A 22,154-nucleotide genomic window follows, 5' to 3' on the forward strand; every position below is an offset into this window, starting at 1 on the left:
GCCCCTTACGCTTTCTCGATGTTGACCAGAAACGCCTTATACTCCGGCGTTTGCGAGTTGGAATCGCCGACGTTCGGCGTCAGGGTATTGGCGATGTAGCCTTTACGGGCCACTCCTTCAAAGCCCCAGTGCAGCGGGATCCCGACGGTTTCCACCTGCTGGCCGTTGACGTTAAGCGTCTGCAGGCGCCGGGTCACTACCGCCACCGCGCGAATAAAGCCGCGCATGCTGCTGACCGTCACGCGATCGCCGTTGGCAATCCCCTTGGCTTTCGCCAGCCCCTCGCTGATTTCGACGAACTGCTCCGGCTGCGCGATGGCGTTAAGCAGCGCGTGCTTGGTCCAGGTGTGGAAGTGCTCGGTCAGGCGATAGGTGGTGCCGACGTACGGGAACCTGTCTTTCTTACCTAAGCGCACGGCATCCTCTTCGTACAGACGCACCACCGGACTGGAGATAACGTTCGGGTGCAGCGGGTTGGTCCCCAGCGGCGTCTCCATTGGCTCGTAGTGCTCAGGGAACGGACCTTCCGCCAGCTTATCCAGCGCAAACAGCCGGCCGAGGCCCTCCTGCTGCATGATAAACGGACCGGTTTTGCTCCCCGGCGGCGCGGTGTTGAAGTCCGGAATATCGTTCCCGACCCACTTAGCGCCGTTCCACTGGATCAGCATCCGCTTCGCATCCCACGGCCTGCCGTTGATATCCGCCGACGCGCGGTTATAGAGCACCCGGCGGTTTAGCGGCCACGCCCAGGCCCAGCCCAGGGTGTTGCCGAGGCCCGACGGATCGGCGTTGTCGCGGTTAGCCATCTGGTTGCCCTGCTCGGTCCAGCTGCCGGTATAAATCCAGCACGAGGATGAGGTTGAGCCGTCGTCGCGTAGCAGCGCGAAGCTGTTCAGCAGCTGGCCTTTTTTCGCCACCAGCGCGCCGTTGGCGTCGTAGAGATCCGCCAGCGCGTAGCCGTTGTTCTCTTTCGCCACCTCTTCCGATTCCGGATGGTCCGGCCGCTTGTAGTCCCAGCCCATCTTCAGCAGCGGCTCGACGCCCTTGCCGCCCTCGGTGCGGTACATTTCGCGCAGACGGTGGTAGATCCCGGCAAGGATTTCGCCGTCGTTGCGCGCTTCGCCCGGCGCATCCTGGCCCTTCCAGTGCCACTGCAGCCAGCGTCCGGAGTTGGCGATGGAGCCATCTTCTTCGGCAAAGCAGGTGGACGGCAGGCGGAAGACTTCCGTCTGGATCGCCGCCGGGTCGACGTCGTTGGACTCGCCGTGGTTTTGCCAGAAGACGGAGGTTTCGGTCACCAGCGGATCGATAACCACCATGTACTTCAGCTTGCTGAGGCTGCGCACCACCTTGTTTTTGTCCGGGAAGGACGCCACAGGGTTAAAGCCCTGGCAGATGTAGCCGTTGACTTTGCCGCCATCCATCATGTTGAAGTACTTGATAACGTCGTAGGCCTGATCCCATTTTGGCAACCAGTTAAAGCCCCAGTCGTTCTCTTTTTGCGCCGCGTCGCCGTAGAAGGATTTCATCAGGCTGACGAAGAACTTAGGATAGTTGCTCCAGTAGTTCACCTGCTCGTCCAGCGTCGCTTTTGGCGTGTTGGCCTGCAGATAGCTGCGCAGGTCCGCCTGTTTTTCCGCCGGCAGCGTCAGATAGCCGGTCAGGCTGGTCGACAGCAGCCCGAGGTCGGTCAGCCCCTGGATATTGGAGTGGCCGCGCAGCGCGTTGACCCCGCCGCCCGCCATCCCCATATTGCCGAGCAGCAGCTGGATCATCGCCATGGTGCGGATGTTCTGCGCCCCGACGGTGTGCTGCGTCCAGCCCAGCGCATAGAGGAAGGTGGTGGTGCGATCCGCCGCGCTGGTGGAGGCCAGCACTTCGCACACCTTGAGGAAGTCCGCTTTTGGCGTCCCGCAGATGTTCTCCACCACGTCCGGCGTATAGCGGGAGACGTGCTGTTTCAGCAGGTTCCAGACGCAGCGCGGATGGGTCAGGGTTTCATCGCGTTTGGCAAAGCCGTTTTCATCAAACTGGTAGTTCCAGGAGGACTTATCGTACTGGCGTTTTTCAGCGTCGTAGCCGCTGAACAGGCCGTCATCGAAGGCAAAATCATCGCGCACCAGCAGGTTAGCGTTGGTGTAGTGCCTGACGTATTCGGCGTTAATTTTGTTATTTTCAATCAGGTACAGCAGTACCCCCGACAGGAAGGTAATGTCGGTGCCGGAGCGGATCGGCGCATAGATATCGGCCACCGATGCCGTACGCGTAAAGCGCGGATCGACGACGATAAGCGTCGCATCGTTGTTGTTCTTCGCTTCTAACGCCCAGCGGAATCCCACCGGATGTGCTTCAGCGGCGTTGCCGCCCATCACCATCACCACGTTAGCGTTTTTGATATCAACCCAGTGGTTGGTCATCGCACCGCGACCAAATGTTGGAGCAAGACTTGCTACCGTTGGTCCGTGTCAGACGCGCGCCTGGTTGTCTACCGCCAGCATGCCGAGAGAGCGCACAAACTTCTGCGTCAGCATGCCGGTTTCATTACTCGCCGCGGACGCGCACAGCATCCCGGTGGAAAGCCAGCGGTTAACCGTTACGCCCTGTTCGTTGTTGTCAATAAAGTTGGCGTCACGGTCGGCTTTCATGAGTCTGGCAATGCGATCGAAGGCCTCATCCCAGGAAATACGCTGCCACCTGTCGGAGCCCGGCGCGCGGTATTGCGGGTAGCGCAGGCGGTTTTCGCTGTGCACGTAGTCCAGCAGGCCTGCCCCTTTCGGGCACAGCGCGCCGCGGCTCACCGGGTGATCCGGGTCGCCTTCGATGTGATAAATTGCTTCTTTTGCGTTCTTCGCGCCGTCGCCGAGGCTATACATTAATAGCCCGCAGCCCACGGAGCAGTATGTGCAGGTGTTGCGGATCTCTTTGGCGCGCAATAGCTTGTAGTTACGCGCCTGAGCCAGCGCCATTTTGGGTGCAAAACCCAGGGCAGCAGCTGTTGTTCCGGCCATACCGCCTGCGCAGATTTTGAAAAACTTTCTGCGGCTGACGTCCATTGATTTTCTCCATGCAGGAATTTTGTTCATCGCGGGGGGGAAACTAACAGCAATGTCCCTGTTTTTATTGCGTCAAATCAATGTCGAAAACGCTCGCCCCCTTAATAGTCAGGCCCCGCAGCTTTAATTACTCCCTTAGGATTAACGGCTGACGAAAATATCGTCCGGGCGGAATAGAAAAGTGTTATAAATCGAAGCTGAATTCGTATTGGCATCAGGTTTAAGATGGAAAAGAAAAAGGCAACGTTAACCGGACTGGCGGCTATTGTGCTGTGGAGCACCATGGTCGGTTTGATTCGCGGAGTGAGCGAAGGGTTAGGTCCGGTAGGCGGCGCGGCAATGATCTACAGCCTCAGCGGTATATTGCTGGTGTTTACCGTTGGCTTCCCGCAGCTGCGGCAGATTCCGCGCGCCTATTTACTGGCCGGCAGCCTGCTGTTTGTCAGCTATGAAATCTGCCTCGCGCTCTCTCTGGGCTTTGCCGGCACCCGCCAGCAGGCGATCGAAGTGGGTATGGTCAACTATCTGTGGCCCAGCCTGACGATTTTATTCGCCATTCTCTTTAATCAGCAGAAAAGCACCTGGCTGGTTATTCCCGGCTTATTTATTGCGCTGTTTGGCGTCGTTTGGGTATTAGGCGGTGAGCATGGCCTGAATATTGATGAAATTATCAGCAACGTCGTCTCCAGCCCCCTGAGCTATATTCTGGCATTTGTCGGCGCCTTTATCTGGGCGGCCTATTGCACGGTGACCGCCAAATATGCGAAGGGCAAAAACGGTATCACCCTGTTCGTATTATTAACGGCGCTGACCCTGTGGCTGAAATTTCTGTTCAGCGAGCAGCCGCCGATGATCTTTAGCTGGCCGGTGGTTATCAAGCTGGTGATGGTCGCGGTGGCCCTGGGGCTGGCCTACGCGGCGTGGAACGTAGGGATCCTTCACGGCAACGTCAGCCTGCTGGCGGCGGCATCGTACTTTACGCCGGTGCTCTCCTCGGCGCTGGCGGCGGTACTGCTGAGCGCGTCCCTGTCGTGGTCGTTCTGGCAGGGAGCCGGCATGGTGTGCGCCGGCTCCCTGCTCTGCTGGTACGCGACCCGACGCTAGCCGAGATCGCCCCCGGCCACCGGCAGCGTAACGCCGGTGATATAGCTTGCCTCATCGCTGGCAAGAAACAGGATCGCGTTTGCCTGTTCCGCCAGCGTCCCGTAGCGATGCATCAGGCTGCTCTGCACCGTTTGATCGACCACCTGCTGATACCATCCCTGCTCCTGCGCCGTCGGCGTCTCGCGATTGCGCGGCGTCAGGCGCGCCGGGGCCTCGGTGCCGCCGGGCGCTACCGCATTGATGCGAATGCCGCTGTCGCTGTACTCCATGGCAATCGAGCGGGTCAGCGCGTTGACCCCGCCCTTGGCCGCAGAATAGGGAACCCGGTTGACGCCCGCGGTCGCCACGGACGAGACGTTAACGATAGCGCCCTTGCCCTGGCGTAGCATCCACGGCAGCGCCGCCCGGCAACCCCACAGCGTCGGAAACAGCGACCGGCGGATCTCCTGTTCAATCTGCTGCGGCTGATATTCGGCGAAGGGCCGCGCCCAGATGGTGCCGCCAATATTGTTGATCAGCACGTCGAGGCGGCCGAAATGGGCCACGCCTTCGGCAAAAACCTGCTCGGTGCTCGCCCACTGCTCAAGGTCGGCCTCCAGCGCCAGCACGTCGCAGCCGGACTCCGCCAGCGTCGCCGCCAGCTCGTGTACGTAGCGGGAGCGGTCGATCAGCAGCAGCCTCGCGCCCTCGCGCGCCGCCTGCTCAGCCGTCTGCCGGCCGATCCCCTGGGCCGCGCCGGTGATCGCCACTACCTTATCCTGAAATCGCATGCTCTCTCCTTATGCCGCCGCGCTCTGGCTGGCGATAAATTTTTCATACCAAAAACCGGCCGGCTCAACGCCGCGGTCGCGAAGCGCGGAGGAGACCGCGTTAACCATCGGCGGCGGACCGCAGAGGTAGATATCAACCTCCCCGGCGTTAAGCATGGACTCATCGAGATGGTCGGTGACAAACCCACGCTGCGGACAGCCGCTTTGCGGGTCGGCCACCACCGGCAGCCAGCGGTAGCCGGAGAGCTGGCCGACGAAGGCGTCCAGCGCCTCAGTTTTGACCAGATCGCTATCGCGGGTAACGCCGTACACCAGGATCACCGGGCGGGTGCTGCCCTGCTGCACGAGGGTGTGCAGCATCGACAGCAGCGGCGCCAGGCCGGTTCCGCCGGCGAGCATCAGCAGCGGACGCTCGCCGCCGCGCAGATAAAAGCTGCCCATCGGCCCGCTGAGGATCAGCCGCTCGCCGGGCCGCGCGCGCTGCGTCAGCCACTGGCTCATGATGCCGCCGGGCACGTTGCGGATCAGGAAACGGCCCTCACGCGCCCCGGAAAGGGAGCTAAAGGAGTAGGCGCGCACGTGGGGGGTACCCGGCACCTGAATATTGATGTACTGCCCCGGCAGAAACGCCAGCGCTTCGTCAAGCGCGACCACCAGCTCAAGGGCGCTCTCCGACAGGGCGTTCACCGCCACCACCGCCGCGCCGACGCTGGCCAGCGCGGTTTTGCACTGCGCCGCCGCCACCGGCACGTCAATCACGCAGTCGCTGGTCGGGATCATCTGGCAGGTCAGCACCTGGCGCGCGGCGGCCTCCTCGTCGCTCAGCGCCTCTTCAAGATAGTCATCGCCCAGGGCGTAATCACCGCTGGCACAGCGGCATTTACAGGTGCCGCAGACGCCGTCCGAGCAGTCCATCGGCAAATTCACCTTCTGCCGATAGGCGGCATCCAGCACTTTCTCCCCGGGGTTGCAGTGGATAAAGCGGGTGATGCCGTCCTCAAAATTGAGCGCAATATTAAAGGTCATAAGCCCCTCTTAAATATGGTAAACGTCGATGACCTGACGGATGTAGTCGTTGTTCAGGCGCACGGTTTTGCGCACAATCTGCGGCCTGCCGTCTTCGACGGTAAGGGTGCAGCAGGTCGAGCCAAAATAGGCATCGGTCTGCTGGTAGCGATGGCTCCAGGTCACCCAGCTGTAGCGCACCTCCAGGCCCTGCTCGCCTTCGCCCGTCAGCTCCACGTTGCTGATCGTGTGCGTGGTCCGCGGCTCCGGGGTGCTGGCGCCGGAGCGTTCCGTTTTGATGCGGTACACCCGGTCCTCAAGCCCGTCGCGGTTGGGGTAGTAGATCAGCGAAATCTCGCGCTGCGGGTCGCGGGTGAGCCGGTCGTCATCGCCCCACGCCGGCATCCAGAACACCACCTTCGGGCTGTAGCACGTCAGCCATTCGTCCCACTGGCGATCGTCAAGCAGGCGGGCTTCGTAGTAGAGAAACTGGCGAACCTGTTCAAGCGTCAACATTACGCCACCTCCACGCGCTGGGTGATCGACTGGTCGTAGCGCTGCTGCTCTTTATCAAGCGCCGCCAGCATCAGGTTCTGCCAGTGGTGGTGATGGGCGATGTACAGGGCTTCATCCTCCGACTTGACTCCGCTCAGCAGCGGCGTAAATCCGGCGTGCCGGGCGTGCTCATCCGCGCCATCGACCCAGTGCAGCGCGCCGCGGCTGAGGTCGCTCCACGCCAGGCTCTCGCCGAGGTAGCCGCGCTGGCAGGCGCTGAACTCTTCGAGGTCATCCGGGGTGCCCATTCCGCTGACGTTAAAGAAATCCTCGTACTGGCGAATACGCAGGGCACGGGCCTCGTCGGGCTCCCCTTTTGGCGCAAAGCACCAGATGGTCACTTCGGTTTTGTCGACGGCGATCGGGCGGATCACGCGGATCTGAGTGGAGAACTGATCCATTAAGTAGACGTTAGGATAGAGGCACAGGTTGCGGGTTTCGTTGACCATCTGGTCGGCGCGCAGCTCGCCAAACTCCGCCTGCAGGCGCGCCCGGTGCGCGTAAACCGGACGCACCTCCGGATTGAGCGCGCGGGTCCACAGCAGCATATGGCCGTTTTCAAAGCCGTAGCCGCCGCCGAGGCTTTTCGACCAGCCGTTGGCGTCCACCGAGTGCGTCCCTTCCGCTTCGTAGTTGCGCCGCGACATCGTTGAGGCGTAGTTCCAGTGCACCACGCTGACGTGGTAGCCGTCGGCGCCGTTTTCCGCCCCCAGCTTCCAGTTACCCTCATAAACGTAGCTCGAGGAGCCTTTGAGAACCTCCAGCCCTTCGGCCGCCTGATCGACCATCAGATCGATAATCTTCAGGGTCTCGCCGAGATACTGCTCCAGCGGCTGCACGTCGTCGCTGAGGCTGCCGAACAGAAAGCCGCGGTAGGACTGAAAGCGCGGGAGCTTTTTCAGGTCATGGGAGCCCTCGTGCTTAAACGTCTCCGGGTAGCCGCCGGTGCTCTCGTCTTTCGCTTTTAGCAGCTTGCCGCTATTGCCAAAGGTCCAGCCGTGGAACGGACAGGTGAAGGAGTTTTTATTCCCGGTTTTGCGCCGGCACAGCATGGCGCCGCGGTGCGCACAGCTATTAATAAGCGCATGGAGCTGGTTCTTTTTATCCCGGGTAATAATCACCGGCTGGCGTCCGAGGGTCAGGGTATAATAATCGCCGGCCTCGGCAATTTGACTTTCATGGGCGAGGAACGCCCAGTTGCCTTCGAATATATGCTTCATTTCAAAATCAAATAGCTGGCTGTCGGTAAATATTGAACGATGACAGCGATAAATATGCTTTTCACGGTCAACAATTAATGCGTTGCTAATTTTAGCTTTTAACGTTGCGTACGTTTTTTGCATGAGTCAGGTCCTCCTGCATGATTCAGGATTAAAAGGCGGTGGCGAGATGACGACGACGCGGTACGGATTAATTAAGGCGATGGTACCGGTAGCCCGGACAGGGCGCGACGCCGCAGTCCGGGTTAAAAGAGCGGCTTACTCCTGCGCGCGCAGGCGGGTGCCGCGCTGCTCTTCATCGGCGTTTAGCGCCGGGCAGAGGGTGAAATCAAAGCACACTTCGGTATGCGCGCCGTCGAGCTTACGCTGCTGGATAAGCTCGCGATCGGTGATTTTAACCGGGTCGGCGATCAGCCCGTCGCGGGTAGCAAATGCGAAGTCGTCCCACAGGTATTTATCGCCATTGAGGTTAATCTGACTGGTTAAATGCCTGTGGCCCGGAGCCGAAACGAAGAAGTGTATATGCGCCGGGCGATTGCCGTGACGCCCCAGCTGGTCAAGCAGCTTCTGGGTCGGGCCATCCGGCGGGCAGCCGTAGCCGGAAGGCATGATGCTGCGCACGCTGTAGCGGCCGTCGGCGCCGGTACGAATGCGGCGGCGCAGGTTATATTCCCCCTGGCTCTGGTCGAAGAAGGAGTAATTCCCGAGGGTGTTGGCGTGCCAGATATCGACCACGGCGTTCGCTACCGGGCGCCCCTGGGTGTCGCAAACCTGGCCATGTAGCCACATGACCTCTCCCGCATCTTTGCCGTCATCCATCCGCGCGTGGCCGTCGCTCAGCGGCGCGTTGGCGACGTATAGCGGCCCCTCAATGGTGCGCGGGGTGCCGGTTTCCCGGTGCTGGGCGGCTTCGATAGCGTCCTGGCGCAGGTCGAGGAAGTGCTCAATTCCGAGGCCCGCCGCCAGCAGCGCCGCCTCCTGACGCCCGCCCAGCTCGTGGAGATAGTTCACCGCGTGCCAGAACTCTTCCTGGCTAATATTATAATCATCGATCAGGGTGCACATATCTTCGAGGATGCGGTGGACGATAGCTTTAAAGCGCTCGTTGCCGCCGGGAACGTTCAGGCCGGCGCTTTCACGTAATAATTTCTGCACGGCTTCTTGTTGTACGAAAGAATTTTTCATCACGATTCTCACTTATTGCTTGCAGCTTATTTGTAGGGTTTACGCCGATATAAACCGGCGCGAGGTTAATTATTATTATTTATCGTCTTCACGAATCGATGATGGATGACGGCAGAGCGCCTCCACGCGTATTTCCATAAACGGGTACAGCGGCAGCCCCATTAATATCTGATGCAGCTCTTCGGCGTCCCGCACGTCAAAAATACTGACGTTGGCATACAGCCCGGCGACGCGCCAAATATGCCGCCATTTACCTTCCCGCTGCAGCTGCTGCGAGTAGGCCTTTTCGCGCTGCTTGATCTCCTCAATTTCAGCGCCGGGAAACCCCAGCGGAATATTGACGGTCATATCCACTTTGAACAGCATGTCTCTCTCTCCTGTGTGCGCTTACGCTTTACGGGTATAAAACTGCAGCTTATCTTCATCGAGCTCGACGCCGAGCCCCGACGTCTGCGGCAGAACGACCTGCCCCTCGGCGAAGGTCAGCGGCACGCTGATGATGTCGTCCTTCAACAGCAGCGGGCCAAACATCTCGGTTCCCCACTGCAGCGGCAGCGTTGACCAGGCGTGCAGCGACGCCACCGTGCCGACGCTCCCTTCCAGCATGGTGCCGCCGTACAGGCCAATGCCCGCCGCCTGCGCCACCCGCGCGAGGGCCAACACGCTGGCTGGACCGCCGGCTTTAGCAATCTTCAGCGCGTAGGCGCCGCTGAATCCCTGCTGGGCCAGGCGGTAGCCGTCATAGTGGGTAGCGACGGCTTCATCCGCCAGGATCGCGGTCTCGACGCGGTGGCTAAGGCGCACCAGGGCGGCGTTATCCTGCGCGCTAACCGGCTGTTCGATAAGGTCGACCCCCATCGCCGCCAGCTCGCGGCAGCCCCAGGCCGCGGCGGTGGCGTCCCACGCCTGGTTGACGTCAACCCGGATGCTGGCCCGGTCGCCCAGCGCCTCGACGATCGCGCGGGTGTGCCTGAGGTCGGTAGCCAGATCCCGGGCGCCAATTTTAAGCTTGAACGCCTGATGGCGGCGTTCGCTCAGCAGCCGTTCGCCTTCGGCAATGTCCTTCGCGGTATCGCCGCTCGCCAGCGTCCACAGCACCGGCAGCGAGGTCTGCAGCGCCCCGCCCAGCAGCGCCGAAACCGGCAGCCCCAGCGCCTTGCCCTGGGCATCGAGCAGCGCGGTCTCAATCGCCGATTTGGCAAAGGTATTGCCTTTAACGGCGCCGTTCATGCGCTCGGTGAGCGCGTTGAGGTTATCCGCCGGCTGGCCCTTGAGCAGTGGCGTCAGATAGTGGGTAATGGCGGAGACGATGGCCTCCGGGCTTTCGACGCCATAGCTCAGGCCACCAATGGTGGTCGCCTCGCCGATCCCACAGATGCCGTCGGAGCGCGTGAGGCGAATAATCACCAGCGTCTGGCAGCCCATGGTGGCCATTGAGAGTTTGTGCGGACGAATGGTCGGGACATCAACCAGCCAGCTTTCAATGCGTTCTACGGTCGCGGTCATCTTCTGTTCCCAATCGTGAAATAGCCGGACCCGGGATCGTTCGCGCAGCGCCCGCTGCGGCTCCGGTAAGATGGCCAGGCGCGGCGGCTGCATAGTCGATATCGGGTATAACTTTTTGTGCCCCCAACCATAACGGGAGGTGACGATGCCTTTGACAATAGGGGGCAGCCACCGGCACGGTCAACGGCGATAATCGAAATGTTGTGCGATTATCGACGCGCTTGTTAAATTGAGGTTAATAATGTGATCCGGGTGGGAAAACGCGCACATTCCGCCGCCGCCCGCTATGCGCAGGGTATAGTGATGCCCGCGAGCTTTGTCTTCGAATGGAGAGGAATTCAATGAGCGATAGATCCCCAACCACCCTCAGCGCCAGGCAGGCCGAACACGACCCAAACTTTATGCTGTCGCTGGCGCGCGGGCTGGAGGTACTCAACGCCTTTACTCCCCAGCGCCAGCGGCTGACCATTTCGCAGCTCAGCCAGAAAACGCAAATTTCTCGCGCCGCCGTGCGCCGCTGCCTCTATACCCTGGCGGCGCTGGGGATGGTACACAGCCCCGATGGCCGCAGTTACGAGCTGCTGCCGCGCGTGCTGGCGGTGGGCCACGCCTACCTTGCCGGTACTCCGCTGGCAAAAGTGGCGCAGACCGCGCTGGACACGCTGGGCAAAACGCTGGGCGAGTCCTGTTCGGCCGCCACCCTGGATGGGGATAACGTGCTGTACATCGCCAGAGCCGCGGTCAACAACCTGCTCAGCGTCGACATCGGGCGCGGCAGCCGCCTGCCCGCCTGGGCCACCTCGATGGGCCGGGTGCTGCTCAGCGCGCTGCCGGAAGAACAGCTCGAGGTGACGTTGTCACGAGCCGTGCTAATGCGCTACACCCCGTATACGGTCTGCGATCTGCCGGGATTGCGCGAGGAAATTGCCAAAGTCCGCATGCAGGGATACGCGCTTGCGGACAGGCAGATTGAGGTTGGGCTGTGTTCGCTGGCGGTGCCGCTGCTGTCGCGCGGCGGCCAGGTGGTGGCGGCGCTCAACGTCGGCGTGCCTGCGGCCGCGATGAGCGCCGGAGCGCTAAAAGAGCTGGCCCTGGCGCCGCTGCGCCGGGCCGCCATGGAGCTCTCTCTCCAGCTATAGGGCGTCACTCACCGGCGGCACCCTGGCGAGGCTGCGCCAGATCCCCATTGCCAGCAGCAGCAGCAGGACGCCAGCCGTCGCCAGGACGATGCTGTGGGCGCTGATAAACGCCGTTTTGGCCGCCTCAACCAGCGCATGGGCCGGAATAGCGGGCATCGACTGGGCCAGATTTATCGCCTCGCTGATGGAAGATGCGGCCTGCTCCGCCGCGCCGCCGTCAATACCGTTCGGTAATACAATTGACGAGCTGTAGCTGCGGGTCAGGATCAGGCCAAAGAGCGCTATACCCAGCCCGGCGCCGAGCTCATAGGCCATCGTTTCAATCGCTCCCGCCGCGGCCGCCTTCTCTTTTGGCGCGGCGGCCATAATCGCCGAGCTTGAGGCCAGCAGCGCGCTGGCAACGCTGAAGCCCAGCATCGTCATTAGCCCCCACGCCAGCCACGGCTGGCTGCTAAAGTCGGTCATCGACAGCCCAAGGAAGCTGAACGCGCTGAGCAGCATCCCACCGGTGGCGACCTGACGCAGGCCGAGGCGCGAAACCATCATCCCGGCGATCGGCCCGCTAAACCCGCTGGCCACCATCAGCGGCAGCATAAATAGCCCGGCCTCAAACGGCGTTTTACCGTGCACAAACTGCAGCTCCTGCGCCATCAGTAGTTCGAAACCCACCAGCGTAATCAGCGCCGTCATTGCCATCATCACGCCGCTTAGAATAATGCGGTGCGTGAAGAGGCGCATATCCACCATCGGCCTCGCCGATGAGAGCTGCCGGCGCACGAAGGAGAACAGCATCCCCGCGCCGGCGAGGGCTACCAGTCCGGTGATCCACAGCTCAAGCTGCCCTTTGAGCGCCGTTTTGGCGCTAAAGACCAGCATCAGGATCGCCGTAATCAGCATCAACGCCTGCAGCATATTCAGCGGCTGCTCGCGTCGCGCGGGCTGTCGCGGCACCATTCGCGCGCTGAAGGCCATAACCACCAGCACGATGGGAACGTTGAGCAGGAAGACCGATCCCCAGTAGAAGTGCTCCAGCAGCATTCCGCCCACCAGCGGACCGAAAGCCGCGCCGCCTGAGCCAATCGCCGCCCACAGGCCCAGCGCCATGTTGCGGTGGCGGGCTTCGGCAAAGGTGTTACGAATGCCGGCCAGCGTCGCCGGGACGATCATCGCTGCCCCGATGGCCAGCAGCGCCCGGGAAGCAATCAGCGCCATCGCGCTGGGGGAAAAGGCCGCCGCCAGCGACGCAACGCCGAAAATCCCGCTGCCGAGCAGCAGCAGGCGCTTAAAGCCGATTTTGTCGCCGAGCGCGCCCATCGGCAGCACCATACCGGCCATCACTAATGAATAGATATCAATGATCCACAGCAGCTCGTTGCTGCTGGTTCCCAGCGATACGCTAAGCGTTGGCGCCGCTACGTGCAGCACCGTGGCATCGATCGCCACTGGAAGATAAACCAGCAAAATCGCTATTAGCGTTAACCATTGCCGAGACATACTACATTTCCTCAATTAACTAAATTGGACACGCGTCCAGGAATGCGATCCTGCCGGATTGTTGAACGACTGTCCAACTTTTTGTTACTATCGATGAAAACCACTGTGCGGCGGAAGCATATGAACTATTTAAGTCGGGAAGATCGGCGGGAAGTTATCCTGCAGGCGGCGATGCGCGTGGCCCTGCGCGGCGGGCTTGGCGCAATGACCGTTCGGCAGATAGCCGGCGAGGCCGGCGTGGCCACCGGGCAGCTGCACCACCACTTCACCTCCATCGGCGAGCTGAAGGCCCACGCCTTCGTCCAGCTGATTCGGGATATGCTAGCCATCCAGCTGGTTGACGATGCGGCGAGCTGGAACGAGCGCCTGTTTTCTATGCTCGGCAGCGAAGATGGCCGGCTGGAGCCCTACATTCGCCTGTGGCGCGAGGGGCAGCTGCTTTCCAGCAGCGATAGCGATATCAAAGCGGCCTACCTGCTCACCATGAGCCTGTGGCACGAAGAGACCGTCAACATTATTCAGCGCGGAACCGCGGCCGGGGAGTTTCATCCCGCCGATAGCGCGGAGAATATTGCCTGGCGGCTCATCGCCCTCGTCTGCGGCCTGGACGGCATCTACGCGCTGGGAATGAAGGAGATTGATGACGCCGCCTTTAGTCGATATATAAACCATTATATAACACTAGAGCTTTTACACCTTCCTGAATAATCCCTGGCCTCTCACGCCGCCGCCCCCGGGAGGCGGCTGACACCGTTCTCGCGGCGCGGCCCACCTGCGGATAGGGCCGGCAGCCCCCTTTTGCCTTACAGATTATTTACATTTTGTAACAAATAACAACCCTCTATTCACAGCGTGTTTTCTTCTACCGCGCTTTTTTTATCTATTCTTTCAAACATTACAATAATTAAAACGACCAGCCTGCATAACAAACGCTGTTTTATTTTCTATTTTCCCCTTTTCCGATCTCTATTTTCTTTGGTTACGGTGCAATCGAGGGCAATATGCCAACACAAAATGAGAAAGATAATCATTACCTTTTGAAAGGCTGGAGACCCGAGAATCCGGCATTTTGGGAAAACAAAGGCAAAAAGATTGCGCGAAGAAACCTTTGTATTTCAGTTGCCTGCCTGCTACTCGCCTTCTGCGTCTGGATGTTATTTAGCGCCGTAGCGGTAAATCTCAATAAAGTCGGATTTAATTTCACTACCGACCAGCTGTTTTTATTAACCGCCCTTCCTTCACTTTCCGGGGCAATATTACGCGTGCCCTATTCGTTTATGGTGCCAATATTTGGCGGACGCTACTGGACGGTGATCAGTACTGTTATATTGACGATCCCGTGCCTGTGGCTCGGTTTCGCGGTGCAGAACCCGGCGACGCCGTACTGGATATTTATCGCCATCGCCCTGCTGTGCGGTTTCGCCGGCGCCAACTTTGCCTCCAGCATGGGCAATATCAGCTTTTTCTACCCGAAGGCTAGGCAGGGCAGCGCGCTCGGCGTTAACGGCGGGCTGGGCAACCTCGGGGTCAGCGTGATGCAGCTGCTGTCACCGATTTTCGTGTTCCTGCCGCTGTTTACCTTCCTCGGCGTGCGCGGCACCGAACAGCCGGACGGTTCGATCCTCTGGCTCGGCAACTCGCCGCTGATCTGGGTTCCCCTGCTGCTGATTGCCACCGCCGCCGCCTGGTTCGGCATGAACGATATCGCCGGTTCCAAAACGTCAATTCGCGACCAGCTGCCGGTGCTAAAACGGCCGCATATGTGGCTGCTGAGCCTGCTGTATCTCGCCACCTTCGGCTCGTTTATCGGCTTCTCCGCCGGCTTTGCGATGCTGGCAAAAACGCAGTTCCCGGACGTCAATATCCTGCAACTGGCCTTCTTCGGGCCGTTTATCGGCGCCCTGGCCCGCTCGTTTGGCGGCATTATCTCAGACCGCCTCGGCGGGGTTAACGTGACGCTCGCCAACTTTGTCCTGATGGCGCTGTTTACCGGCCTGCTGTTTCTCACCCTGCCGGGCTCCGGCTCCGGCAGCTTCCTCGCCTTTTACGTGGTGTTTATGGGGCTGTTCCTCACCGCTGGCCTCGGCAGCGGCTCCACCTTCCAGATGATCGCCGTGATCTTTCGCCAAATCACCGTCGATAGCGTCAAAAAACGCGGCGGGACCGACGAACAGGCCCAGCATGAGGCGGTGACCGATACCGCCGCCGCGCTCGGCTTTATCTCCGCCATTGGCGCCGTTGGGGGCTTCTTCATCCCCAAAGCCTTTGGTACCTCGCTGGCCATGACCGGCTCTCCGGTCGGCGCCATGAAGATCTTTTTTGTGTTTTACGTGGTTTGCGTGCTGGTGACCTGGCTGGTCTACGGGCGCCGCAAGCCGGCAACGAAATAAACAGAACAAGAAATACATGTTGAGCAGTGTAACCACGGGGGCGCAATCCCCCGTCAGGAGATAATGTCATGAGCAAACTACTGGATCGCTTTCGCTACTTTAAGCAAAAAGGCGAAAGCTTTGCCAACGGCCACGGCCAGGTGTACAACACCAACCGTGACTGGGAGGATAGCTACCGTCAGCGCTGGCAGTTCGATAAGATTGTCCGCTCCACGCACGGCGTAAACTGTACAGGCTCATGTAGCTGGAAGATCTACGTTAAAAACGGGCTCGTCACCTGGGAAACCCAGCAGACCGACTATCCCCGCACCCGCCCTGACCTGCCGAACCACGAGCCGCGCGGCTGCCCGCGCGGCGCCAGCTACTCGTGGTACCTCTACAGCGCCAACCGCCTGAAGTACCCGCTGGCGCGCAAGCGGCTGATTGAGCTGTGGCGCGAGGCGCTGACGCAGCACCCGGACCCGGTGAACGCGTGGAACAGCATCATGCAGGACCGGCAAAAATGCCTGAGCTACAAGCAGGCCCGCGGCAAAGGCGGGTTTATTCGTTCGACCTGGAAAGAGCTCAACCAGCTGATCGCCGCCGCCAACGTCTGGACCATTAAAAACTACGGCCCGGACCGCGTGGCCGGCTTCTCGCCCATTCCGGCGATGTCGATGGTCTCCTACGCCGCCGGCACCCGCTATCTGTCGCTGATCGGCGGAACCTGCCTGAGCTTCTATGACTGGTACTGCGACCTGCCGCCCGCCTCACCGATGACCTGGGGCGAGCAGACCGACGTTCCGGAATCCGCCGACTGGTACAACTCCAGCTACATTATCGCCTGGGGCTCCAACGTCCCGCAGACCCGTACGCCGGACGCCCACTTCTTCACCGAAGTGCGATATAAAGGCACCAAAACCATCGCCATCACCCCGGACTATTCGGAGGTCGCCAAGCTCTGCGACCAGTGGCTGGCGCCCAAACAGGGTACCGACAGCGCGCTGGCAATGGCGATGGGCCACGTGATCCTCAAGCGCTTTCACCTCGATAACCCCAGCGATTACTTCCTCAACTACTGTCGCCACTACACCGATATGCCGATGCTGGTGATGCTCGATCGCCGGGACGACGGTACCTGGGTACCCGGGCGCATGCTGCGCGCTTCGGACCTGCTGGACGGACTGGGCGAAAGCAACAACCCGGAGTGGAAAACCGTCGCCTTCAACGCCGAAGGAGAGCTGGTGGCGCCCAACGGCTCGATCGGCTTTCGCTGGGGTGAGAAAGGCAAGTGGAACCTCGAGCAGCTGGCGGCCGGTAACGCGACCGAGCTGCGTCTCTCCCTGCTGGATATCAAGGATTCCGTCGCCGCAGTGGGCTTCCCCTACTTTGGCGGTAACGAAAACCCGCACTTTCGCAGCGTGAAGCAGGATCCGGTGCTTATCCATCAGCTGCCGGTGAAGCAGCTGGCGCTGGCAAACGGTGAAAGCGGCCTGGTGGCGAGCGTTTACGATCTGGTGCTCGCCAACTATGGCCTCGATCGCGGCCTTGATGACGCCAACGCGGCGCAGGATTTTGCCGATCTTAAAGCCTACACCCCGGCCTGGGCCGAGCAGATCACCGGCGTGTCGCGCCGACACATCGAGCAGATTGCCTGGGAGTTCGCCGATACCGCGCATAAGACCCACGGTCGTTCGATGATTATCCTCGGCGCCGGCGTCAACCACTGGTATCACATGGATATGAACTACCGGGGGATGATCAACATGCTGGTGTTCTGCGGCTGCATCGGGCAGAGCGGCGGCGGCTGGTCGCACTACGTGGGTCAGGAGAAGCTGCGCCCGCAAACCGGCTGGCTGCCGCTGGCCTTCGCCACCGACTGGAACCGCCCGCCGCGCCAGATGAACAGCACCTCCTATTTCTACAACCACTCCAGCCAGTGGCGCTACGAAAAGCTCACCGCCCAGGAGCTGCTGTCACCGCTGGCCGACGCCAGCCGCTTTAGCGGCCACCTGATTGATTTTAACGTCCGCGCCGAGCGCATGGGCTGGCTGCCGTCGGCGCCGCAGCTGAGCGTCAACCCGCTGACCATTAAGCAGCAGGCCGATTCCGCCGGACTCTCTCCCGCCGACTTCACCGCCCAGGCGCTGAAATCCGGCGATATCCGCTTTGCCAGCGAGCAGCCGGATAACGGCAAAAACCATCCGCGAAACATGTTTATCTGGCGCTCCAACCTGCTGGGCTCGTCCGGGAAAGGCCACGAGTACATGCTCAAATACCTGCTGGGCACCGACAGCGGTATTCAGGGCGATGAACTGGGGGCAACGGACGACGTTAAGCCGGAAGAGGTGGAGTGGCAGACCGCCGCCATTGAGGGCAAGCTCGACCTGCTGGTGACCCTCGATTTTCGCATGTCGAGCACCTGCCTGTTCTCCGATATCGTCCTGCCGACCGCCACCTGGTATGAAAAAGACGATATGAATACCTCGGATATGCATCCGTTTATCCATCCGCTCTCCGCCGCCGTTGACCCGGCCTGGGATGCGAAAAGCGACTGGGAAATCTACAAAGATATTGCTAAAGCCTTCTCCGAGGTCTGCGTCGGCCACCTTGATAAAGAGACCGACGTGGTGCTGCTGCCGCTGCAGCACGACTCCCCTGGGGAGCTGTCGCAGCCCTTTGACGTCTTCGACTGGCATAAGGGCGAGTGCGATCTTATCCCCGGGAAAACCGCCCCGACCATCGCGGTGGTTGAGCGCGACTACCCGGCGACCTGGGAGCGCTTTACCTCCCTTGGCCCGCTGCTCGACAAGCTGGGCAACGGCAGCAAGGGGATTTCGTGGAATACCCAGGATGAGGTCGATTTCCTCGGCAAGCTGAACTACGTCAAGCTCGACGGTCCGGCCAAAGGTCGTCCGCGCATCGATAGCGCGATTGACGCCAGCGAGGTGATCCTCAGCCTGGCGCCGGAGACCAACGGTCAGGTGGCGGTGAAGGCCTGGCACTCCCTCGGCGAATTTACCGGGCGCGATCACACCCACCTGGCGCTCAACAAAGAGGATGAGAAGATCCGCTTTCGCGATATCCAGGCCCAGCCGCGCAAAATTATCTCCAGCCCCACCTGGTCCGGCCTCGAGAGCGAACACGTGTCGTACAACGCCGGCTATACCAACGTGCATGAGCTGATCCCATGGCGCACGCTTTCCGGCCGCCAGCAGCTCTATCAGGATCACCCGTGGATGCGCGCCTTTGGCGAGAGCCTCGTGGTCTATCGACCGCCGATAGATACCCGCAGCGTCAGCCATATGAAGGAGATCCCGCCCAACGGCTTCCCGGAAAAAGCGCTGAACTTCCTGACGCCGCACCAGAAATGGGGCATCCACTCCACCTACAGCGAAAATCTGTTGATGCTGACCCTGTCGCGCGGCGGGCCGATCGTCTGGCTCAGCGAAGCCGACGCGAAGGAGCTGGGAATTGAGGATAACGACTGGATTGAGGCGTTCAACGCCAACGGCGCCCTCACCGCCCGCGCGGTGGTCAGCCAGCGCGTGCCCCCCGGAATGACCATGATGTACCACGCCCAGGAGCGAATCATGAACATTCCGGGCTCTGAAGTCACCGGACGGCGCGGCGGGATCCATAACTCCGTCACCCGTATCTGCCCGAAACCGACCCATATGATCGGCGGCTACGCGCAGCTGGCCTACGGCTTTAACTACTACGGCACCGTCGGCTCTAACCGCGATGAGTTCATCATGATTCGCAAAATGAAAAACATTAACTGGCTGGATGACGAAGGTCGCGATCAGGTACAGGAGGCGAAAAAATGAAAATACGCTCACAGGTCGGAATGGTGCTGAACCTCGACAAATGCATTGGCTGTCATACCTGTTCGGTCACCTGTAAGAACGTCTGGACCGGGCGCGAAGGCATGGAGTATGCCTGGTTTAACAACGTCGAAACCAAGCCCGGCATCGGCTATCCGAAAAACTGGGAAGATCAGGAGGAGTGGCAAGGCGGCTGGATCCGCGGGATCACCGGCAAGCTCACGCCGCGCCTCGGCAGCCGCGTCGGCGTGCTGTCTAAAATCTTCGCCAACCCGGTGCTGCCGGGGATCGACGACTATTACGAGCCCTTTACCTACGACTATCAGCATCTGCACTCCGCCCCCGAAGGCCAGCACCTGCCCACCGCCCGCCCGCGCTCGCTGATCAGCGGCAAGCGGATGGATAAAATCACCTGGGGCCCCAACTGGGAGGAGCTGCTCGGCGGCGAGTTTGAAAAGCGCGCCCGCGATCGCAACTTCGAGGCGATGCAGAAAGAGATGTACGGCCAGTTTGAAAACACCTTCATGATGTACCTGCCGCGCCTGTGCGAGCACTGCCTCAACCCGAGCTGCGCCGCCACCTGCCCGAGCGGCGCCATCTACAAGCGTGAAGAAGACGGCATCGTGCTGATCGACCAGGACAAGTGCCGCGGCTGGCGCATGTGCATCAGCGGCTGCCCGTACAAAAAAATCTACTTCAACTGGAAAAGCGGCAAGTCAGAAAAATGCATCTTCTGCTATCCGCGCATCGAATCCGGCCAGCCGACGGTCTGTTCGGAGACCTGCGTCGGGCGTATCCGTTATCTCGGGGTGCTGCTGTACGACGCGGACCGCATCGAAGAAGCGGCCAGCACCGAGCATGAAACCGACCTCTACGAGCGTCAGTGCGACGTGTTCCTTAACCCGCACGATCCGGCGGTGATTGAGGAGGCCCTGAAGCAGGGGATCCCGCATAACGTCATCGATGCCGCGCAGAAATCACCGGTCTATAAGCTGGCGATGGACTGGAAGCTGGCGCTGCCGCTGCATCCGGAATACCGCACGCTGCCGATGGTCTGGTACGTGCCGCCGCTGTCGCCGATCCAGTCGGTTGCCGACGCCGGCGGCCTGCCGAACAACGGCAGCATTCTGCCGGCGGTCGAAAGCCTGCGTATTCCGGTGCAGTATCTGGCTAACCTGCTGAGCGCGGGCGACACCGGCCCGGTGCTGCGCGCCCTGAAGCGCATGATGGCGATGCGCCACTACAAGCGCTCCCAAACCGTAGAAGGCGTTACCGATACCCGCGCCATCGAGGAGGTCGGCCTCAGCGTCGAGCAGGTGGAGGATATGTACCGCTACCTGGCGATCGCCAACTACGAAGACCGCTTCGTGATCCCCACCAGCCATCGCGAAATGGCGGAGGACGCCTTCCCGGAAAAAAACGGCTGCGGCTTCACCTTCGGCGACGGCTGTCACGGCTCGGATACCAAATTCAACCTGTTTAACAGCCAGCGCATCGATGCGATCAACATCGGGGAGAGAGACTAATGCGCATCCTCAAGGTAATCGGTCTGCTGCTGGAGTACCCGGACGCCGTGCTGTGGGACAACCGCGAGGAGGCGCTGGCGCTGGTCAGCGCCGATGCGCCGGCCCTGCTGGCGTTTGTTGAACCGCTGCTGGCCGCGCCGCTGCTCGACCGTCAGGCCGAGTGGTGCGAAGTCTTTGAACGCGGGCGCGCCACCTCGCTGCTGCTGTTTGAGCACGTGCACGCGGAGTCCCGCGATCGCGGCCAGGCGATGGTCGACCTGATGAATCAGTACGAGCAGGCCGGCCTGCAAATCGACTGCCGCGAGCTGCCGGACCATTTACCGCTGTATCTGGAGTATCTCAGCACCCTGCCGCCGGAGGGCAGCCGCGAAGGATTGCAGAACGTCGCGCCGATTCTGGCGCTGCTCGGCGGGCGGCTGAAGCAGCGCCAGTGCGAGTATTATCAGCTATTTGACGTGCTGCTGGCGCTGGCAGGCAGCAAACTCAACAGTGACAGTGTCACGAAGCAGGTGGCGGGTGAAAAGCGCGATGATACCCGCCAGGCGCTGGATGCGGTGTGGGAAGAGGAGCAGGTGAAATTTATCGAAGATAAAGCCACCGCCTGCGACAGCTCCCCGCTGCAAAACTATCAACGACGCTTTAGCCAGGACGTCGCGCCACAGTACGTCGACGTCCGTGCCGGAGGCCCGAAATGATACAGTACCTCAACGTCTTTTTTTACGATATCTACCCCTACCTCTGCGGCACGGTGTTTCTGCTCGGCAGCTGGCTGCGCTACGACTACGGCCAGTACACCTGGCGCGCCTCCTCGAGCCAGATGCTCGACAAGCGCGGTATGGTGCTATGGTCAAACCTGTTCCACATCGGCATTCTCGGCATCTTCTTCGGCCACCTCTTTGGCATGCTGACGCCGCACTGGGTCTACTCGTGGTTCCTGCCGATGTCGCAAAAGCAGCTGATGGCGATGATCCTCGGCGGCGCCTGCGGCGTGCTGACGCTGATCGGCGGCGCGGGCCTGCTGGTCCGCCGCCTGACCAACCCGCGCATTCGCGCGACCTCGTCGACGGCGGATATTCTGATCCTCAGCATCCTGCTGATTCAGTGCATTCTTGGCCTGACGACGATCCCCTTCTCCGCCCGGCACCCGGACGGCAGCGAGATGCTCAAACTGGTGGACTGGGCGCAGGCGGTGGTGACCTTCCACGCCGGCGCTTCGGCGCATCTTGACGGCGTGGCGATTATCTACCGCGTCCATCTGGTGCTGGGGATGACTATCTTCCTGATCTTCCCGTTCACCCGGCTGGTCCACGTCTGGAGCGCACCGGTCGAGTACCTGACCCGCCGCTACCAGGTAGTGCGCTCAAGGCGCTGAGTCTCTTCCTTTGCGCAATACGGCTGGGC

Annotated in this window: 16 protein-coding genes and 1 pseudogene; 8 read left to right on the top strand and 9 right to left on the bottom strand. The window is 60.8% G+C overall.

What is annotated here, in order from left to right; all coding sequences use genetic code 11:
• Window positions 1-5: 5 nt before the first annotated feature.
• Window positions 6-3,053, bottom strand: a complete 3,048-nt coding sequence (gene fdnG / locus M2416_RS10720) for a formate dehydrogenase-N subunit alpha (RefSeq protein WP_259223790.1) — start codon at window positions 3,051-3,053, stop codon at window positions 6-8.
• 225 nt (window positions 3,054-3,278) lie between these two features.
• Between fdnG and yddG the strand changes: the two genes are divergently transcribed.
• Window positions 3,279-4,157 (top strand): aromatic amino acid DMT transporter YddG, encoded by an 879-nt coding sequence (gene yddG / locus M2416_RS10725; RefSeq protein WP_041145421.1) that lies wholly within the window; start codon window positions 3,279-3,281, stop codon window positions 4,155-4,157.
• Here the strand turns inward: yddG and benD are convergent.
• The 7 genes from benD to M2416_RS10760 all read right to left on the bottom strand — a co-directional run bounded on the left by benD (window position 4,154) and on the right by M2416_RS10760 (window position 10,398).
• Complete coding sequence (benD, locus tag M2416_RS10730) at window positions 4,154-4,927, bottom strand: benzoate diol dehydrogenase BenD (RefSeq protein WP_076947196.1); 774 nt, start codon at window positions 4,925-4,927, stop codon at window positions 4,154-4,156. The two genes, yddG and benD, sit on opposite strands and share 4 nt — an antisense overlap.
• Window positions 4,928-4,936: 9 nt before the next feature.
• Complete coding sequence (benC, locus tag M2416_RS10735) at window positions 4,937-5,953, bottom strand: benzoate 1,2-dioxygenase electron transfer component BenC (RefSeq protein WP_259223792.1); 1,017 nt, start codon at window positions 5,951-5,953, stop codon at window positions 4,937-4,939.
• A gap of 9 nt (window positions 5,954-5,962) precedes the next feature.
• Entirely contained in the window at window positions 5,963-6,448 is a 486-nt protein-coding gene (gene benB, locus M2416_RS10740) for a benzoate 1,2-dioxygenase small subunit (protein ID WP_143716777.1), read from the bottom strand.
• Window positions 6,448-7,830: a Rieske 2Fe-2S domain-containing protein gene (locus tag M2416_RS10745; RefSeq protein ID WP_259223793.1), complete on the bottom strand. Its 1,383-nt coding sequence runs from the start codon at window positions 7,828-7,830 to the stop codon at window positions 6,448-6,450. The genes benB and M2416_RS10745 overlap by 1 nt, the downstream gene beginning before the upstream one ends.
• Before the next feature lie 135 nt (window positions 7,831-7,965).
• Window positions 7,966-8,892, bottom strand: coding sequence for a catechol 1,2-dioxygenase (catA, locus tag M2416_RS10750; protein ID WP_041145416.1), 927 nt, complete (start codon window positions 8,890-8,892; stop codon window positions 7,966-7,968).
• Window positions 8,893-8,967: 75 nt separating this feature from the next.
• Window positions 8,968-9,258 (bottom strand): muconolactone Delta-isomerase, encoded by a 291-nt coding sequence (gene catC, locus M2416_RS10755; RefSeq protein WP_041145415.1) that lies wholly within the window; start codon window positions 9,256-9,258, stop codon window positions 8,968-8,970.
• 21 nt (window positions 9,259-9,279) lie between these two features.
• A complete protein-coding gene (locus M2416_RS10760) occupies window positions 9,280-10,398 on the bottom strand; it encodes a muconate cycloisomerase family protein (protein ID WP_259223794.1) in 1,119 nt (372 codons plus the stop codon).
• A 303-nt stretch (window positions 10,399-10,701) separates the two neighbouring features.
• Here M2416_RS10760 and M2416_RS10765 point away from each other — a divergent pair.
• Window positions 10,702-11,537 (top strand): annotated as a pseudogene (locus M2416_RS10765) (IclR family transcriptional regulator domain-containing protein).
• On the opposite strand, the gene M2416_RS10770 reads toward M2416_RS10765, so the two are convergent.
• A complete protein-coding gene (locus tag M2416_RS10770; RefSeq protein WP_259223795.1) occupies window positions 11,532-13,031 on the bottom strand; it encodes an MFS transporter in 1,500 nt (499 codons plus the stop codon). The pseudogene M2416_RS10765 and the gene M2416_RS10770 overlap by 6 nt on opposite strands.
• Before the next feature lie 120 nt (window positions 13,032-13,151).
• On the opposite strand from M2416_RS10770, the gene M2416_RS10775 reads away from it, so the two are divergent.
• From M2416_RS10775 to narI, 6 genes are all read left to right on the top strand, one after another.
• On the top strand, window positions 13,152-13,739 hold the full coding sequence (locus M2416_RS10775) for a TetR family transcriptional regulator (protein WP_259223797.1): 588 nt from the start codon (window positions 13,152-13,154) through the stop codon (window positions 13,737-13,739).
• A gap of 293 nt (window positions 13,740-14,032) precedes the next feature.
• The gene (locus M2416_RS10780; protein WP_259223799.1) at window positions 14,033-15,421 is read left to right on the top strand and encodes a NarK family nitrate/nitrite MFS transporter; all 1,389 of its coding nucleotides are present in this window, start codon (window positions 14,033-14,035) and stop codon (window positions 15,419-15,421) included.
• A 68-nt stretch (window positions 15,422-15,489) separates the two neighbouring features.
• Window positions 15,490-19,230, top strand: coding sequence for a nitrate reductase subunit alpha (locus M2416_RS10785; RefSeq protein ID WP_076947207.1), 3,741 nt, complete (start codon window positions 15,490-15,492; stop codon window positions 19,228-19,230).
• Window positions 19,227-20,753, top strand: coding sequence for a nitrate reductase subunit beta (narH, locus tag M2416_RS10790; protein ID WP_041145409.1), 1,527 nt, complete (start codon window positions 19,227-19,229; stop codon window positions 20,751-20,753). The genes M2416_RS10785 and narH overlap by 4 nt, the downstream gene beginning before the upstream one ends.
• Window positions 20,753-21,448 (top strand): nitrate reductase molybdenum cofactor assembly chaperone, encoded by a 696-nt coding sequence (gene narW / locus M2416_RS10795; protein ID WP_076947208.1) that lies wholly within the window; start codon window positions 20,753-20,755, stop codon window positions 21,446-21,448. The genes narH and narW overlap by 1 nt, the downstream gene beginning before the upstream one ends.
• Complete coding sequence (narI, locus tag M2416_RS10800) at window positions 21,445-22,125, top strand: respiratory nitrate reductase subunit gamma (protein ID WP_041145407.1); 681 nt, start codon at window positions 21,445-21,447, stop codon at window positions 22,123-22,125. Before narW ends, narI begins: the two co-directional genes overlap by 4 nt.
• Window positions 22,126-22,154 lie beyond the last annotated feature (29 nt).

Origin of the sequence: Klebsiella sp. BIGb0132 (assembly GCF_024810075.1) — a bacterium.
Classification (GTDB): Bacteria; Pseudomonadota; Gammaproteobacteria; order Enterobacterales; family Enterobacteriaceae; genus Klebsiella; species Klebsiella terrigena.